This is a genomic window from Streptomyces milbemycinicus (assembly GCF_002154605.1).
GTDB classification, from domain to species: Bacteria; Actinomycetota; Actinomycetes; order Streptomycetales; family Streptomycetaceae; genus Streptomyces; species Streptomyces milbemycinicus.
Window position 1 is genome coordinate 1 of sequence record NZ_MUNE01000261.1, and the last position, 15,398, is coordinate 15,398.

Annotated in this window: 15 protein-coding genes; 5 read left to right on the forward strand and 10 right to left on the reverse strand. The window is 71.6% G+C overall.

The window, feature by feature from the left end; all coding sequences use genetic code 11:
- The 5 genes from CCN51_RS21375 to CCN51_RS21395 all read right to left on the reverse strand — a co-directional run.
- Positions 1-771, reverse strand: a 771-nt coding sequence (locus tag CCN51_RS21375; RefSeq protein WP_143675866.1) for an aminotransferase class V-fold PLP-dependent enzyme, incomplete at its 3' end; no start/stop codon positions are given.
- Between the two features lie 10 nt (positions 772-781).
- Positions 782-2,158, reverse strand: a complete 1,377-nt coding sequence (locus CCN51_RS21380; RefSeq protein ID WP_014174844.1) for a pyridoxal-phosphate dependent enzyme — start codon at positions 2,156-2,158, stop codon at positions 782-784.
- Entirely contained in the window at positions 2,155-3,657 is a 1,503-nt protein-coding gene (locus tag CCN51_RS21385) for a type III PLP-dependent enzyme domain-containing protein (RefSeq protein WP_014174843.1), read from the reverse strand. Before CCN51_RS21385 ends, CCN51_RS21380 begins: the two co-directional genes overlap by 4 nt.
- A 369-nt stretch (positions 3,658-4,026) precedes the next feature.
- Positions 4,027-4,404, reverse strand: a complete 378-nt coding sequence (locus tag CCN51_RS21390; protein WP_014174842.1) for a DUF2255 family protein — start codon at positions 4,402-4,404, stop codon at positions 4,027-4,029.
- A 112-nt stretch (positions 4,405-4,516) separates the two neighbouring features.
- Positions 4,517-4,924, reverse strand: coding sequence for a (R)-mandelonitrile lyase (locus CCN51_RS21395; RefSeq protein WP_043489516.1), 408 nt, complete (start codon positions 4,922-4,924; stop codon positions 4,517-4,519).
- A 97-nt stretch (positions 4,925-5,021) separates the two neighbouring features.
- On the opposite strand from CCN51_RS21395, the gene CCN51_RS21400 reads away from it, so the two are divergent.
- Positions 5,022-5,885: a helix-turn-helix domain-containing protein gene (locus CCN51_RS21400; protein WP_014174840.1), complete on the forward strand. Its 864-nt coding sequence runs from the start codon at positions 5,022-5,024 to the stop codon at positions 5,883-5,885.
- A gap of 13 nt (positions 5,886-5,898) precedes the next feature.
- Here the strand turns inward: CCN51_RS21400 and CCN51_RS21405 are convergent, their stop codons facing one another.
- Positions 5,899-6,852, reverse strand: coding sequence for a LysR family transcriptional regulator (locus CCN51_RS21405; protein ID WP_014174839.1), 954 nt, complete (start codon positions 6,850-6,852; stop codon positions 5,899-5,901).
- 102 nt (positions 6,853-6,954) lie between these two features.
- On the opposite strand from CCN51_RS21405, the gene CCN51_RS21410 reads away from it, so the two are divergent.
- A complete protein-coding gene (locus CCN51_RS21410) occupies positions 6,955-7,848 on the forward strand; it encodes an MBL fold metallo-hydrolase (protein WP_014174838.1) in 894 nt (297 codons plus the stop codon).
- 395 nt (positions 7,849-8,243) lie between these two features.
- On the opposite strand, the gene CCN51_RS21415 is transcribed toward CCN51_RS21410, so the two are convergent.
- The 4 genes from CCN51_RS21415 to CCN51_RS21430 all read right to left on the reverse strand — a co-directional run bounded on the left by CCN51_RS21415 (position 8,244) and on the right by CCN51_RS21430 (position 12,502).
- Positions 8,244-8,969 (reverse strand): sensor histidine kinase, encoded by a 726-nt coding sequence (locus tag CCN51_RS21415; RefSeq protein ID WP_014174837.1) that lies wholly within the window; start codon positions 8,967-8,969, stop codon positions 8,244-8,246.
- Positions 8,970-8,985: 16 nt separating this feature from the next.
- Complete coding sequence (locus tag CCN51_RS21420; protein ID WP_014174836.1) at positions 8,986-9,735, reverse strand: response regulator transcription factor; 750 nt, start codon at positions 9,733-9,735, stop codon at positions 8,986-8,988.
- 182 nt (positions 9,736-9,917) lie between these two features.
- Entirely contained in the window at positions 9,918-11,318 is a 1,401-nt protein-coding gene (locus CCN51_RS21425) for a TfuA-like protein (protein WP_014174835.1), read from the reverse strand.
- Positions 11,315-12,502, reverse strand: coding sequence for a YcaO-like family protein (locus CCN51_RS21430; protein WP_043489503.1), 1,188 nt, complete (start codon positions 12,500-12,502; stop codon positions 11,315-11,317). Before CCN51_RS21430 ends, CCN51_RS21425 begins: the two co-directional genes overlap by 4 nt.
- 179 nt (positions 12,503-12,681) lie before the next feature.
- On the opposite strand from CCN51_RS21430, the gene CCN51_RS55930 reads away from it, so the two are divergent.
- From CCN51_RS55930 to CCN51_RS21440, 3 genes are all read left to right on the forward strand, one after another.
- Positions 12,682-12,834, forward strand: a complete 153-nt coding sequence (locus CCN51_RS55930) for a hypothetical protein (protein ID WP_014174833.1) — start codon at positions 12,682-12,684, stop codon at positions 12,832-12,834.
- 69 nt (positions 12,835-12,903) lie between these two features.
- Positions 12,904-14,814 (forward strand): hypothetical protein, encoded by a 1,911-nt coding sequence (locus CCN51_RS21435; protein WP_014174832.1) that lies wholly within the window; start codon positions 12,904-12,906, stop codon positions 14,812-14,814.
- A partial coding sequence (locus tag CCN51_RS21440; protein ID WP_245881662.1) for a TOMM precursor leader peptide-binding protein occupies positions 14,801-15,398 on the forward strand: 598 nt, incomplete at its 3' end. The genes CCN51_RS21435 and CCN51_RS21440, both read left to right, overlap by 14 nt.

The following is a 15,398-nucleotide window of genomic DNA, read 5'->3' on the forward strand; positions in this document are numbered from 1 at the left end:
CTGCCGGGCCCAGACCGCGCCCGAGCCCGGCAGGGCCATGGCCTTGTGCCCGGAGAAGGCGACGAAGTCCACGTCGAGGTCGGCCACGGAGACCGGCAGATGGCCGACGCTCTGTGCGGCGTCCAGGCAGATGACCGCCTGAGGGCCGACGGCCCGGCGGATGCGGTGCACGTTCATGTCCGCCCCGTAGACGTGGTGGACATGCGTGACGGCGACAAACCGGGTCCGGGGCCCGGCGAGTGCGGCCAGGGCGCGGTGGTCGTAGTCGCCGGAACCCTTCTGGTACGGCATCTCGACGACGGACACCCGGACACCCTGGCGGGCCAGCAGCTGCTGGGCCTCCAGCCAGGGCGAGATGTTCGCCTGGTGGTCCGCCACGGGCACGACGATCTCGTCCCCGTCGGCCAGATACTCCGGGAGCCAGTCGCGGGCCACGGTCCGCAGCCCCTCCGTCGTACCGCTGGTGAAGTGTGTGCACGACCGCTCGGGGGCCGGGTCGTGCAGAAACTCCTTGATCCGGTCCCGGGCCTCCTCGACCAGCGCCGTGGTCCGGTTGGCCCAGGGGTAGGTGGCGCGCCCGGCGTTGGCGTTGGTGGTGGTGAGATAGGCCCAGACGGCGTCGAGCACGGCCTGCGGCTTCTGCGCGGTGGCCGCGCTGTCCAGATAGACCAGGTCCGGGTGGCCGGTGACGATCGGGAACTGGGTGCGCAGCCGACGCTGCCACTCCCGCAGCTCTTCCAGTCCCTCCAGCCCTTTCGGCGCTTCCGGCACGGCGGTCACATCAGTCCCGTACCAGCGGTGCGCCGGCGTCGCGCCAGGCGATGATGCCGCCCTCGAGGCTGCGTATGTCCGGGTGGCCCATGCGGGTCAGCAGCGCCGCGTACCGAGCGGACTTCTCGCCCACCGGGCAGGCCAGCAGCACCGGCCGGCTGCGGCTGAAGGGCAGACCGCCGTGGACCAGCTCCTCGAACAGCTCGTCCACGATGTTCACCGAGCCGTCGATATGCAGCGCGGCGTACGCGTACGGGCTGCGCAGATCGACCACCAGCGGGCCCTCCCGGTCGATCCACGCGCGGGCGTCGGGGACCGTGATGGACGGGGCGGCCAGCGCCTCGGCGTCGGACACGTCGGCGGCTGAGTACTTCCGGCGCGGGCGGCCCAGCAGCTCCGGGCGCCGCTGCCGGACGTAACTCAGATAGCTCTCCACCCGGTCGCAGACGATGAACACCGCGGTCCTGCGGGCGCCCCCCGGCTCCGACGGCTGCTCACCGCCCGGGTTCTCGTCACACGCCGTCTCGTCGCATAGCTTTTCGTCGTATGCGCGCAGGTGGCGTACGGCGCCGACGTACGCGGCGCCACCGGTGGGCCCCGCCATGATGCCGCAGCGGCGGTTCAGGGTCAGCAGTCCGTCGATGGCCTCGTCCGCGCTGACGGACTCGATGGTGTCGTAGGTGTCCGGGTCGAACAGGCCCACCTCGTGCACCTCGTCGAGGGTGCGGATGCCCGGGATGAAGTCGGACTTGGCCGCCACCAGGCCGACGACCCGCACCCCCGGGTCGTGTTCGCGCAGCACACGGGCGACGCCGGTGGAGGACCCGGCGGTGCCCACGCAGGCGATGAACCAGTCCGGGGCCTTGCCGTCCAGATCCTTGACGATCTCCGGCCCGGTGCCGGTGATATGGGCCTCGGTGTTACGGGTGTTGAAGTACTGGTCGGTGTGGAGATACGCGCTGCCGGACGCGGCGAGCGTGCGGTGGAAGACGGTGAGTGGATCGTCCGTCGCCGTCGGGTCCAGACACTCGCTCTGCCCCGGCAACTCCTCGATCTCCGCGCCCAGCAGCAGAAGCAGATCCTTGATCTCCGGCACCCGCATCCGGTTGGTCACGCTCTTGAAGGACAGTCCGTGCATGCCCGCGATCACGGCGAGCGCCTTGGCCGTGTTTCCGCTGGAGAGCTCGACGACCTGGCTGCCGGCCGCCATGGCGGCGGCCAGTTGCGGGCGCGCCATATGCCATGCGGCCCGGTCCTTGACCGACCCGAAGGGGTTGAGCAGCTCCAGCTTGGCGTACAGGTCGATATGGCGCAGTCCGTGTACGGCCGGGTCGATGCGGACCAGTGGGGTGTTTCCGATGGCGCCGGTGATGCTGTCGTACCTCACTGCTGTCCCCCAGGAGGTGTGATCGGCCAGTACTCCTCGTCCAGACACCAGCGCCACCCGGCGCGGTCCTGCCAGGCGGCCACCTTGCGGGCGACGGGCTGCCGTTGCGCCTGCGTGGCGTGGAAGTCCATGCAGTACCCGGCGGTGTTCACAAAGGCCAGCAGATCGCCGGGGGCGGGGCGGCGCGGCAGATGCACCGTCCGCCGGGTGATCAGGTCGGACTCCAGGCACAGACTTCCGAACAGATACGTTTCCACGGGTCCGCCGGGCCCGCCGGGCCCGGCGGGCGGGCCTGGTTCGCCGGTCGGGCCTGGTTCGCGCGGTTCGCGTGGCAGTAGGACGGGATCTATGAGGATGCCGTGCTCCTCCAGTCCGATGTCGCCCGCCGTGGCCGCGAGCCGCACCCACAGCGGCCCCGACCCCACATCCCGGGTCTCCAGCACCCGCGCCAGCGTCACCCCGCACTGGTCGAGCAGGGCGCGGCCGGGCTCGGTGTGCAGGTCGTAGAGGTGTTCCAGAAGCAGCGTGGCCAGCGGACGGCCGCCGAAGGCGGTGGCCGGACGGGACAGCAGATCGTCCAGATACCGCGCACCGGCCACCGGACGGTACGCCGGGTACACCCCGAGCGCGCCGCGCAGCGTGCCACCGTCCTCGCGCAGCCCGTAGCCATGGCCGCCCCAGGTCAGCGGCGGGCGGGTGCCCAGGACGGCCTGGGCGAGCTCGGTCGTGTACCGCTCCCACTGCGCACGGTCGGCGAGGTAGTTGACCCCGAAGCCGCCGCCGATGTCGACGGCCCGCGGTGCCAGACCCCGGCCGCGGCACTCCTCCAGGGCCAGCAGACAGCCTTCGAGCGCGACCGCCTTCTCTGCGGCGGACGTGGTGTCGAGGTGATAGGCGACACCGGTCAGCTCCACCGCGTCGGCGTACCGCTCAAGAGTGTCCAGTACGGCGTCCAGCTCCGGTACGGCCGTACCGAAGCGGCTGCGGCGCGTCAGCACCTTGACGCCCGACCCCTCGAACCCCGACAGCCGCAGCAGCACCTGGACGCGCGGCAGCCCATGGGCACGCACCAGCGTGGCGAGCTGGTCGAGCTCGGCGGGGGAGTCGAGGCTCACAGTGGCCCCGGTCCGGGCGGCCAGCCACAGGAACCGCGTGTCCTTCGGCCCGGTGGCCGTGATCAGGGACGGGGCGAACCCGCAGCCCAGGGCGTGCTGCAACTCGCCGAGCGAGGCGACGTCGACCCCCGCGCCGGTGGCGGCGAGGCGCCGCAGCAGGGCACTGGACCGGTTTGCCTTGTGGGCCAGGAAGATCTGGCCCGCGAGGTGGTGGCCGCGGTACACCGAGCGGAACCGCTCCACGTTCTCGGCGAGCTGGTCGGGCAGCACCACGCCCAGCGGCGAGCCGAGCGCGTCGGCGAGGGTGTGCAGCAGATGGTCCGACTCCAGCAGTGACCCGAGCCTTGGCCCCAACCGCGGCTCCAGGTACAAGGCGCCGCCCATGCCGCGGTCGCCTCCCCCCTGAACCCTCGAACCTTCCTGGACCTTCGCGGTGACTCGACTACCGCACTTCGTCAGAGCATTTCCGCTCGCAAGGGCGTTTACCCCCGAGCGGGTGCATCTGGCTCATATCGAAGGCCCGGGCGGGCCGGGGGAGGGCGCCCGAGATCGAGAGTCGGCTGCGGTGCCTTTGCCTTCGGCCGCTCGGCCACGCCGGCCATGGGGCCGGTGGCGGGATTCGAACCCGCGAGGATCGTTGATCCAGAAGTATCCGCCGCCTGCGCACCGGGCACCCTCCCGGCTGGGACCACGGTAGCCGTCGGCAGCGAAGCGGCCGAGCGGGTTTTCCGCGGGGGCGCGTGGTCGGGCTGGTCAGCGCGGTACGAGCTTGAGCGTCGTGGCGCGCGCGGGGTCCGTGACGATGGGCCTGACGTACGTTCCGCTGTAGCGGCTGTATTTGGAGCGGTACGCGGCGTCGATACGGTCGTTGACGCCGGGGTCGGGCGCCTCGACGAGGGTGACGTCCTTGTCGACGCCGCCGGAGGTGATGTGGCCCGCGTGGCTGGCCCGGGCGGCGCGGTACCAGGCGCCGCCGCTGCCCCGGTAGGAGCGGACGTAGAGGTCGTCGCCGTCACGGACCACCCAGATCGGCACCGCTGTGCGCGCTGTGCCGTCGCCGCGGAGCGGAGCGATCTCCAGTTCGTCGGCCGCCGCGATGTTGCTGAGCTCGTCGTTTGTCCATGTCGTCATCAGCTCGTTCTCCTTCGCGATACCGGTCTTGCGGGTGATGTGGGTGATACGGGTGATACGGGTGATACGGGTACCCCCCGAGCCCGGTCATGCCCCCGCGTATGCGATCGCGTCAGGGGCGGGTGCGGGTGCTGACGCGCGGGCCGTTGTACTCGGCATCGGTGACATGCTCCAGCCAGGAGACCTCGTCGGTCTCCCACAGCGCGAGATGGGCCATGAACCGGTCGGGAGCGGCGCCGTGCCAGTGCTGCTCGCCCGGGGGCGTGTAGACGACATCGCCGGGGCGGGCCTCGAGGATGTCGCCACCGCGGGACTGGATCAGCGCGATGCCCTCGACGATGTAGAGGGTCTGGCCCAGGCCGTGCGAGTGCCAGGCGGTACGGGCGCCGGGGGAGAACCTGACCATATTGGCCCTGGCACGGGAGGGCTCCTCGCCCCGGTGGATCACATCGGCCCAGGCGTCGCCGGTGAACCACTCGGTGGGCAGTTTCATGGTCGGCGGTGGCTTCAGCAGTTCCATCGTGCGTGCCTTCTTCTCGTGCTTCTCGTGCTTCTTGTCCTTCTCGTCGTTCCCGTTGGAGTTCCACCCCAGAAGGGAATCAACCAAAATGGCTGGCATGACGCGCAGCGCAGCCATCGAGCTGGGCCAGTTCCTCAAGGCCCGGCGCGCCGAGCTGACCCACCGTTCCGTGGGACTGCCCCACAGCGGTGCGCCCCGGCGGGTGCCGGGGCTGCGCCGGGAGGAAGTGGCCATGTTGGCCGCGATCAGCACGGACTACTACACCCGCCTGGAACAGGGCCGTATGCAGGTGTCCGAGCCGGTGCTGTCCGCCATCGCGCGTGTTCTGCGGCTGAACGAGGACCAGCGCGCGTACGTCTTCGAGCTGGCGGGCCGGGAGACCGGCCGGTCGCGTCGGCATGAGGTGCAGACGGTCAATCCGCAGTTGCAGCGGCTGCTGGACGATCTCGGCTCGATCCCGGCCATGGTCCTCGGCCGCCAGATGGACGTGCTCGCGTGGAATCCGCTGGCCGCCGCCCTGGTCGGCGACTTCGGGCAGATCCCGCCCGAGGACCGCAACTACGCGAAGATGGTCTTCAGCGACCGTATGAAAGACCTGTACGCGGACTGGGAGGACACGGCCCTGATCACCGTGGCCCAGCTGCGTATGGAGGTGGCCCACAGCGCCGGCTCCCCACGGCTCACCGCGCTGGTGAACGAACTTTCGGAGCGAGATCCGGATTTCCGCCGGTGGTGGGCGGCTCGCCATGTGGCCGCGCGCACCGTGGGCACGAAGACGCTGAACCACCCCGTGGCCGGCACGCTCGTCCTCGAATGGGACACGCTCACCGCGAGCACCGACCCGGACCAGCAGCTGGTCATCTGGACCGCGAAACCCGGCACGCCCACGCACGACGGCCTGCGCATCCTCGCCTCCTGGGCCGCGGGTGGCCACCAGGCAGCCCCGGGCACCGCGAGCTGACCACCCTTCGCGCTCAGTAAACGCGTCTTGTATCCCAGATTGTCGCTACCTGGTGTCCGGCCGGGCCGAATCCGGCGATACGGTGAGCGGCGCTGTGGCAAGGCTCTGAGCGGTAGAGGGCCGCGGCGATGCGGACGAAGGAGCGGACGAGCGGGTCGGTGTCGTCGGTTTTCCAGGCGACGACGAGTCGGCTGGGTGGCATGTCGGCCAGCGGTACGACGGTGAGTCCGTCGGGTGGTGTGTGTGCGAGGGGCATCAGCCCGACCGTGCCGTTCCAGAGCACGGCCTGCTGACACTCCTGGGCGGTGCGCACCACGGGACTGTTCCGGAGCTCGCCGGTGGACGTGGCGCCGGTCCAGTAGGCGGCCCAGAGGGGATCGGTCCCCTCGGGCAGCCGGAACCACGGGCGCCCGGCGAGGTCGCGCAGGCGCAGGGTGGCGTGGCGGGCGAGTGGGTCCTCGGTGCGCAGGACCACCCCGACCGGGTCGGAGCGCAGCACGTGGGTGCTGATTCCGGTGTCGTCGAACGGTGTGCGCGTGAGCGCGACATCGACGAGACCGGCCCGCAGGCCCGTGGTCGGGTCGGCGAAGTCGGCTTCGCGGATGCCGACATGGACGTCCGGGTGGCGTCGGCGGAAGGCCGCGACGAGGCGGTGACCGGCCTGTTCGGCGCTGTCGGCGAGGGTGCCGATCGTCAGGGTGGCGGCACCGGCCGCGGCGGCGACCCGAGCGCGTGCCTGCTCGGCCGCGGCCAGCAGCGTGCGCGCCTCGTCGTAGAGCGCGCTTCCGGCGGCGGTGAGCGCGACTCCCGTGGCGGACCGGCGCAGCAGGGGCGCGCCGAGCTCGGTCTCCAACTGCTTGACGGCCCGGCTCAGGGGCGGCTGGGTCATATGCAGCCGGACCGCGGCGCGCCCGAAGTGGCGCTCCTCGGCGACGGCCACGAAATAGCGGAGCGAGCGTAGGTCCATCACCGGCAACGATACCCGCGCGGTATCGGGCCTGCGGAACGGGTGTTGGACCGCCCCGGCCTCCCGCGCTGGACTGGGACGGACTCGAAAGGAGCCCGTGTCATGACCGAATACACGCTGCCCGAGCCCGTGGTGCGGACCGCCCACGCGCGGGAACTCGCCCGCGATCTGGTGGTGATCCCGAACCGGGGCGTACAGCTGGTGCCCAACGTCGGCATCATCGGTGGCACGCACTCCGTGCTGGTCGTCGAGACCGGAATGGGCCCGGGCAACGCCGCCGCCGTGCTGAAGTTCGCGGCCGATCATGCCGGTGGCCGCAAGCTGTATCTGACGACGACGCACTTCCACCCTGAGCACGCCTTCGGCGCGCAGGTGTTCACCGGGGAGGCGACGTTCCTGATCAACAAGGCGCAGGCCGAGGACCTGGCCACCAAGGGCCCCGGCTACCTCGAGATGTTCAGGGGGCTCGGCGAGCCGGTCGCCCGGCAGCTGGAGGGGGTCGAACTGGTGGCTCCGGACCTCGTCTACGACACCTCGTACGACCTCGACCTGGGCGGCCGGGTGGTGCGGCTGCGGGCCACCGGCCGGGCACACAGCAAGGGCGATCAGGTGGTCACGGTCCCTGACGCCGGGGTGATGTTCACCGGAGACCTGGCGGAGGCCGGACAGTTCGCCATCTTCCCCTGGTTTCCGCCGCACGACACCGATGTGTCCGGCACCCGCTGGATCGAGGTGATGCGGCGCCTGGCCGCCGAGGACCCGCGGCTGGTGGTCCCCGGCCACGGCGACATCGGCGGCCCACAAGTCCTGGCCGATGTCCGCGACTACCTCCTGTCGCTGCGCGAGGAGACCTGGGTGCGCCGGGACTCGGCCATGAGCGAGGAGACGATCGTCGAGGAGGTCAGAGCGGTGATGATCGAGCGGCACCCGCAGTGGGCGGGGCGGGAGTGGATCGAGAAGGGCGTGGGCTGTCTGTGTGCCGAGCACGCCGTATGACGCGACGCGGGTCGCGCGTACGTCGTTGTCCCTCCGGACCTGCTCTTCTGCCCCGTTGAAGCGATTGTTCGACCCGCGTCCATGACCTCACCGACGCGCTCGCGGCGCTGCCCGGCTGGCCCGAACGGTTCCAGCTGCTCGACACCGTACTGCTGACCTGGGCCGCCGGCGGGCCGCCGTGCGCACCGCCCGTGGTGGCCGCCTGGCGGGAGCTCGTACGCACCGGCGGCACCGTGCCGATCCGCTGGCTGGCCGCCCTCACGGGTGGGGGTCACGGACGTTTACCCGCGAATGCACCGCGATGACCGGCCTCCCGCCGCGCCGACTGCACCCGGGGAGTACGTACGGCCGGGGCGTACGGCCGCGGCGGTCGGCGACCGACCCGGCGGAAGGCGTCACTCCGCCCGCGGCAGCACCGCCACCGCCCGTAGCCCGCCGACGGGGGAGCGGCCCAGTTCGAGGCGGCCGCCCGAGGCGGCCAGGAGGCCCGCGGCGATCGTCAGCCCGAGGCCCGTGCCCTTGCGGTCGCGTCCGGAGCTCCCCCGCCAGAATGGTTCGCAGGCGTGTGAGATCTCCTCGTTCGTCATCCCGGGCCCCTGGTCGCGGACCTCCACACGGGCCTCGGAGGCGGCGGTGTGCACCGCGACGAGCACGCTGCCCCCGCCCGGCGTCATATGCAGGGCGTTGTCGAGCAGGACGTCGAGGACCTGCTCCAGGGAGCTGCGGACGTGCCTGCCGGTGACCGCGGTCCCGTCCATCCGCAGCCGTACGCCGCGGTCCGAGGCCAGGGCGGACCAGGCATCGACACGGGAGGCGGCCACGCTCAGGACGTCGACCGTCTCGACCGGGGTGTCGGCGCCGCGGTCGACGGTGCCCCAGGCCAGCACCTGTTCCAGCACATGGGAGAGGCGGTCCACCTCGTGAAGCACACCGGAGACCTCGCGTCTGGCGGCCGTATGGGACGCACCGGTCAGCGTGTCCCGCAGCAGCTCCAGACGGAGCCGTACGGAGGACAGGGGGCCGCGCACCTGATGGGCGGCCACCGCGGCCATGGAGGGGGAGCCGACGGCGGGGAGCGGCGGTGCCGGGACCGGTGCGGGGGCGGGCAGCCTCTTGGTCATCGTGGTACGTCCAGTCTCAGGCGTGTGCGGCGGTCGGTACCGCCAGCCGATAGCCGACTCCGCGCACGGTCTCGATCCACTCCGTATGGCCGAGCTTGCTGCGCAGCGAGCCCACATGGACGTCGAGGGTCCGGGTGGACCCGAACCAGTTCTCGTCCCACACCCGGCACATGATGTCCTGGCGCTCCATCACCGCTCCGGGCTCTTCGAGCAACATCGCCAACAGGTCGAACTCCTTGCGGGTGATGTGCACTTCCGAGCCGTCCACGAACAGCTTGCGGGTGCGCGGGTCCAGCCGGATCGGGCCGACGTGCAGCGGGGGCTGCTCCGGACCGTGCAGTTCCGGTTCCGGCCGGGACGTTTCCAGGGGGACCGTGGCGGGGGCCGCCGGATCGGCTGCGTGCTGGGGGCAGCCCCCTGCCCTGCGCAGCACGGCCTGGATGCGGGCCACCAACTCATAGCGGCTGAAGGGTTTGGCGACAAAGTCGTCCGCGCCCATGTGCAGGGCCATCACCCGGTCCAGTTCCTCGGTTCTGCCGCTGAGCACGATGACGGGTACGCACGACAGCTCGCGGATCCGCCGGCAGACCTCGTGGCCGTCGAGGTCCGGCAGACCGAGGTCGAGAAGGACCAGGTCCGCGTCCGCGAACCGGGTCAGAGCTGCCGCACCGGTGCCGACGTAATTCGATTCGTAACCGTGGACGCGTAAGGTCTGCTTTAGAGCCTCGGCTATTCTCTCGTCGTCCTCGACGATCAGGATGTACATGGATCTGGTCCTCCCCCATGGGCGGAGCGCGATCGCGACACGCGGCGGAGCCGCATATCGATACCGCGATTATGCTGACCGAACCTTTTTTCCCCTCGCTCTTGTTTATCAAGCGGGTCGTCGGATTTTCAATGGAGATGAACATGAAAGGTCCTCGTCCCGGGGTGTGGTGAATAGTCCGTTCAGCAGGCGGGGGCTTCGGGACGCCGGTCCCCGCGCGCCCGGCGCAGCAGTACGAACCGCCGGGCGGCGTCCTCGGCCTCCCCGAGGGAGATGAACCCCCGGTCGCGCGCCACGGCCGTCAACGCGGCAGGCTCCTCGACGCGCCAGGTGTCCGCCAGGTGGCGCCGGACCAGGGGCAGCGGCAGATGGCGCGGGCTGCGGCGCTCGCCGGTGCGGGCCATCTGCTCGTTGAGCCGGTCCGCCGCCGCCACGGCGTCGGCGCTCGCGACCCAGGCCTCGTCCGTGCCGCGCAGCTCCGCGGGGGCGTCGTGGAAGGGCACCGCTCCGGGGGCGCTCCGGAACGAGCGCACCAGCAGCGTCGACAGGCGGTCTTCGGGGCCGCCCTCGCGCTGTTCCCACGGCGTCAGCCAGTACGACCACGCGGAGCGCGGCAGCGTCCGCGCGGAGATGCCGCGCTGGTCCGCGGCCTCCAGCGCGGCGCGGACGAGGCGGCCGTCGCCGTCGTCGGTGGAAGCCGACGGTATGCCGGCGATCCGGGTCAGCGCGAACCGGCGGTAGCGCTGCGGGAAGTCGGGCGCGTACAGCTGCTGGAAGCGCAGCACGTCGAGCTCGGAGACCGCGGCCGTGCGCCGGTCACGCACCGCGGGGCGGTACGTCCCGCGCCAGCGGTCCAGATACATCGTGCGCGGCACCATCCAGGCAGGCGTGAATCCGGGGAAGGAGGCGGCGGCGCGCGGGGTCGAGCAGTGCGACAGGGCCAGCAGCGCGTCGCGCCGCTTGAGGTCGGAGAGGTCGGGATGGCGCTCCGCGAACTCGCGCAAGCGTATGGCCGCTTCGGCGGCGGCCGGGTGCAGCCGCCGGGTGGTGTGCACGATCGCCGCCCAGCTCCGCTCGGTGTAGTGCAGGGTCCGGGCCGCGTTCAGCAGCGTCGCGCCGTCGTCGGGAGCCAGCGCCTTCCCGGCGACCGCGTTGGAGATCGTCCACCGCACATTGACCAGCGGGACGGTCAACTGCCGGTGTTCGCCTGACGGCAGATGGCCGACCGCGACCTCCTCGTCGGAATCCAGCTCGCCCTGCGCGTACATGCCGAAGACCAGCCCCACACCCTCCATGCCGTACGGCCACAGCTCGGCGGCCCGTAGCGCGCCCATGCTGGAGGCGCCGATGACACGGGTGCGTCGGGCCAGGACATCGATGATCTCCTTGTGCCGCACCGGGGCGGTCTGGTGGAACACCCCGTCGATGATCAGCACGGTGTCCGCCGCGCCCGTGTCCAGGGCGAGCAGATCGCCGTGGCGCACCGGGCGGTGCACCACCGCACGGTCCGTCGCCGCACGGTCCGCCACCGCCAGGACATCGGCGGCCGAGAGGGTGGGCCCGATGAACACATGGACGGTCACGATCCCCCCTTGGGATTGGTGGCCGACGACGACGCGGCCGTGAGGGGCCGTGGGATCTCGTGGCGGCCGTCGAACTCCAGCCCCGCCGCCACCACCTTGACCACGCTGAAGCCGCTCTCCGTACTGAGGTCGACGGCCACGGGCGGACGGCCGGTCACCCGGTGCACCTCGCCCGCGAGCCAGCGCGTCTCCTCGGTGTCCTCCGCGAACTCACGGCCCCGCCCGGAGACGTCCTGCCAGGGGACGAACTCGCCCTCGGTGACCGGTGGCGGCCCGGCGGCCGACGGGCCGCCCGCGAACAGCACGGCCGCCAGGTCGTCGCGGCTGCCCGCGATCGCGGTCAGCCGGCTCTGAGCCGACTCCGTCAGGGCGCGGCTGAGCGCCACGGCCGGGGAGCCGTGCACCCCGGAGCCGACCGCGAGCGCCGGGAAGTCCTCCGACCAGATGTAGCTGACGAAGCAGGGCAGCCCCCAGCGGTTGGGCACCTCCACGATCTCGACCCAGGCGCCCGCGTCCGCGATCCGCCCGAGCACCGTCGCACACAGCGGGTCGTCCACGCTCGACGGATCCACATGCCGCCGCTCGGCCACCGGCAGCGAGCCGATGGTCGCCGTGCAGTCCCGCTCGATGACCTCGTACAGCGCGTGCGCCAACGCCTCGTCGTAAGTGTTCCCGCCGGCCAGGCCGTTGGTCGAGCCGTGGAGGAGCGGTGGCTGCCAGGCCCGGGACACCTGGTAGTCGACCCGGACGTAGGCGCGCGGCACCAGGGTCTTGGTGCCGCTGACGGCGTCGACGCCGATGACCCAGTCCAGCGGTGTCCGTTCGCTCAGCAGGCTCCCGTGGTGCTGCTGCAGATCGCATACGTCGTACGGCAACTCCAGTTCGCATGCGGGGGTGTGCTTGAGCTCGGGGGCCGGACACGCGTACTCGGCGTGCCACAGCTCCACGGACTCCATGACCGCCGAGACGCGGGCCAGCAGCAGCGATGCCCCCTTGCCCTGCGAGACGGTGAGCGTCTTGGCCGCCGGGCGCACCGCCATCACCACCGGTACGCCCAGTGTGTCAAGACCGGTGACATCGGCGACCCGTGTGATACCGAATCTGTCCCGCAGCCCATTGATGAGCGTCCAGGTCTCTTCCGGATGCCGGACTCGATGTGTGCCATCGAAATGGACCTTCTTCATGTGCATCAGCATCGGCGTTGGTACGGAAACGACCGGGCAGACGGAGGTCAGCGGAGCGACAACGGTGAAACAAGATTCCGCAAGCGCCGTGCAAGAAATGTGTAAGAGGGGTGTCCGAGGTCTTTGGAGCGGGATAACCATTCGATTGTCCTTTGCAGTCCATCGAAAGGAATGAGGAAATGGAGAACACCTCTCTCCTCGATCTCGAACAGCTCGGTGACGAGATGTTCGAGGTAGTCGAGTCGGACACGACCGAGGACAAGGGCGGCGCCGGCTCGGCGTGGGCGTACGCCTGTTGTCACAGCGCCAGCAGCTCCTGCGCGCTGTCGTGACACAACGGCCGGTCCCGGTGGCGTGCCTTCCGCGCCGCCGGGGCCGGCCCCCTCGGAGGGAGGCCTGTCATGGGCGGCCGTCGGCTGAAGCTGGTGCGGCAGGTGAGGTACGCGCCGACCGAGAACGGCGCCGCCGTGCTCGGACCGTCCGGCGCGCTCGCGCTTCGCGGAGCCGGTGTGTACGCGTGGCTGGAGCGGCTGTGGCCGCTCCTCGACGGCGCCCAGGACGTGGACGCCGTACTCGCCCAACTCCCCGACGGACACCGGGCCGTCGCCACACGTCTGCTGGAAACCCTCCAGCGGCGGGACTTCCTACGGGAGGCCACCGAGCCACGGCCGCACGGCCTCACCGTCACCGAACTGCACCGCCACCGCCACGAGATCGCCTACATCGGACACTGGCTCGACTCCCCGGAACACCGCTTCGAGCGCTATCGCACCGCCCGTGTGCTGCTGCTCGGCGACGGTCCGCTGTACGCGGCCACCCGGCACGCCCTCCTCGCCTGCGGACTGCGTCAGGTACAGGTGCTCACGGAGGACGCGAGCGCTCCGTACGACACCCTGCGCGCGGCGGCTCGCACCGCCGATGCCGTGGTGTTCACGCGCGACGCGACCACCCCTCAAGCGGGGCCGGGCGTCGCGGCCGTTGAACGCGCCTGCGGCGGGGTGCCGCTGTTCCGCGCGCTGAGCCGGCCCGCCGACTGCTGGCTCCTTCCGCCCACCGCGCCCCTCACCTGGGCCGATGTACGACACCGGATACGGCACACCGCCGCCCCGGACAGCGCCGGACCCATTCCCATGACGGCGGCAGCCGCCGCGCTCGTCGGCGGACGGCTCGCCCTGGCCGTCTTCCGCCTCCTCACCGGGGTCCCCGACGAGGACACCGATGTGGACGCCGACGCCCCTGGTCCCGTACCCGGGATCCTCCGCGTCGACCTCACCACGCTCGCCGCGCACCGCCACCGGGTGCTCCCCGCCCCACGGCGCCACGACTCGGCGTGCGCCGAAGGCCGGATGAAAGAGTTGCGCGAGGCCCCCGCGCTCGACCCCGACGAACTCACCGCACGGCTCGCCGACTGCGCCGACGACATCGCGGGACCATACGCACCGCCCACCATGGAGTACGGCAGTCAGATACCGCTCACCGTCGCGCAATGCGTCGTGGCGGGCGCGGGGGTGGTGGTCGGTGCCTCCCTGGACCCACGGGCCGCCAAGGCCGTGGCGCTGCGCCGCGCCGGGGCGTCGTACGCGCTGTCCGCCGCCGGATACGTACCACCGCAGCCATCCGATCAAGCCGCTCCGGACCCCGCCCGCTTCCGCGCCGAACGACTGACGGACGGCGGTGTGCGGTCTCTGCCCGCGTCGCTTGTGCTGCCGTGTCCGGCGGGGGAGGGGCAGCAGGGTGGCCGCCCCGTGGGCGCGGGCACCGCGTGCGCCGAGAGTTGGGATGCCGCGGTGGAGGCCGCCCTCTTCGCCGCCGTACGCTCGCTCGCGCGGCAGCGCGCGGCCGACCTGCCGTCTGCCACGCTGATGCCGGAAGGGCTGCTGACCGAGCCCGAAGCGGTGCGCCATTGGCGGCTGTTGTGCACGCTCGGCCCGGTACCCGAGGCACGGGATCTCTCCGGCGGGCTGGTGGCGCCGGTCATCGGCCTGGTGGCCGGGGACCGGCTCGCCTCGGTGGGCTGCGCCGCCACCGCGGCCGGAGCGCTTGCCGAGGCCGCGCGTGAGCTGTTGCTCGCCCGGCAACGCGGAACCGAGCCGGCTGCGGGAGCCCTGCCGCTCCCCACCGCATCGGGGCCGCCCACCAGCCACGTACCCGCCTCGCTGCCCGGCTCCCTCCCCCAGGAGCGCATCGCCCACCTCGGCACGAGCCTGGCGGCTGAGGGATACACCGCGTACGCCGTGCCGCTCGACCACGACGCGGACTTCCACGCGCTCGTCCCCTTCATCGCCCGGGTGGTTCTCGATGAGGCCCACTGAGCTCCGGGCGGCCGTGGTCGGGGACGGCGGCCTGCTCAACCAGGCCATCGCCGAGCGCCTGACCTCAGAGCGCCTGGCCTCAGGGCGGGATTTACGCACCCACGCCGTCCTGCTGACCGTGAGCGACGGATGGGAGAGCGACGCGGCACACGACCGCCACCGGCGCCGCGCCCTCGCCTCCGGTGTCCCCTGGCTTCCCGTGTGGACCGAGGGCGCCCGCGCCCTGATCGGCCCGCTGGTCCGTCCGGACGCCCCCGGCTGCCACCGCTGTCTGCGTATGCGGCGCGCCCACGCCCGCGAGGACTGGCCGGTGGTACGGGCGGTGCGCGAGCGGTACGCCACCGAGCCGGAGCCCGAGCGGTCCCCGCTGCTCACCACGGTGGCAGCCGAGATCACGGCCCATCTCGTCGCCGCGCGCCTCATGGCCGCAGCCATCCCCTCCCGGGAACTGACCGTCATCGGCCTGCGGACCCTCGACGTCAGCAGCCACACCTTCCTCCCCGACCCCTGCTGCCCCGAATGCGGCGGGCTGCCGGACGACAGCCCTCAGGCCGCGCCCCGGACACTCCGCCCCCGCCCCAAAC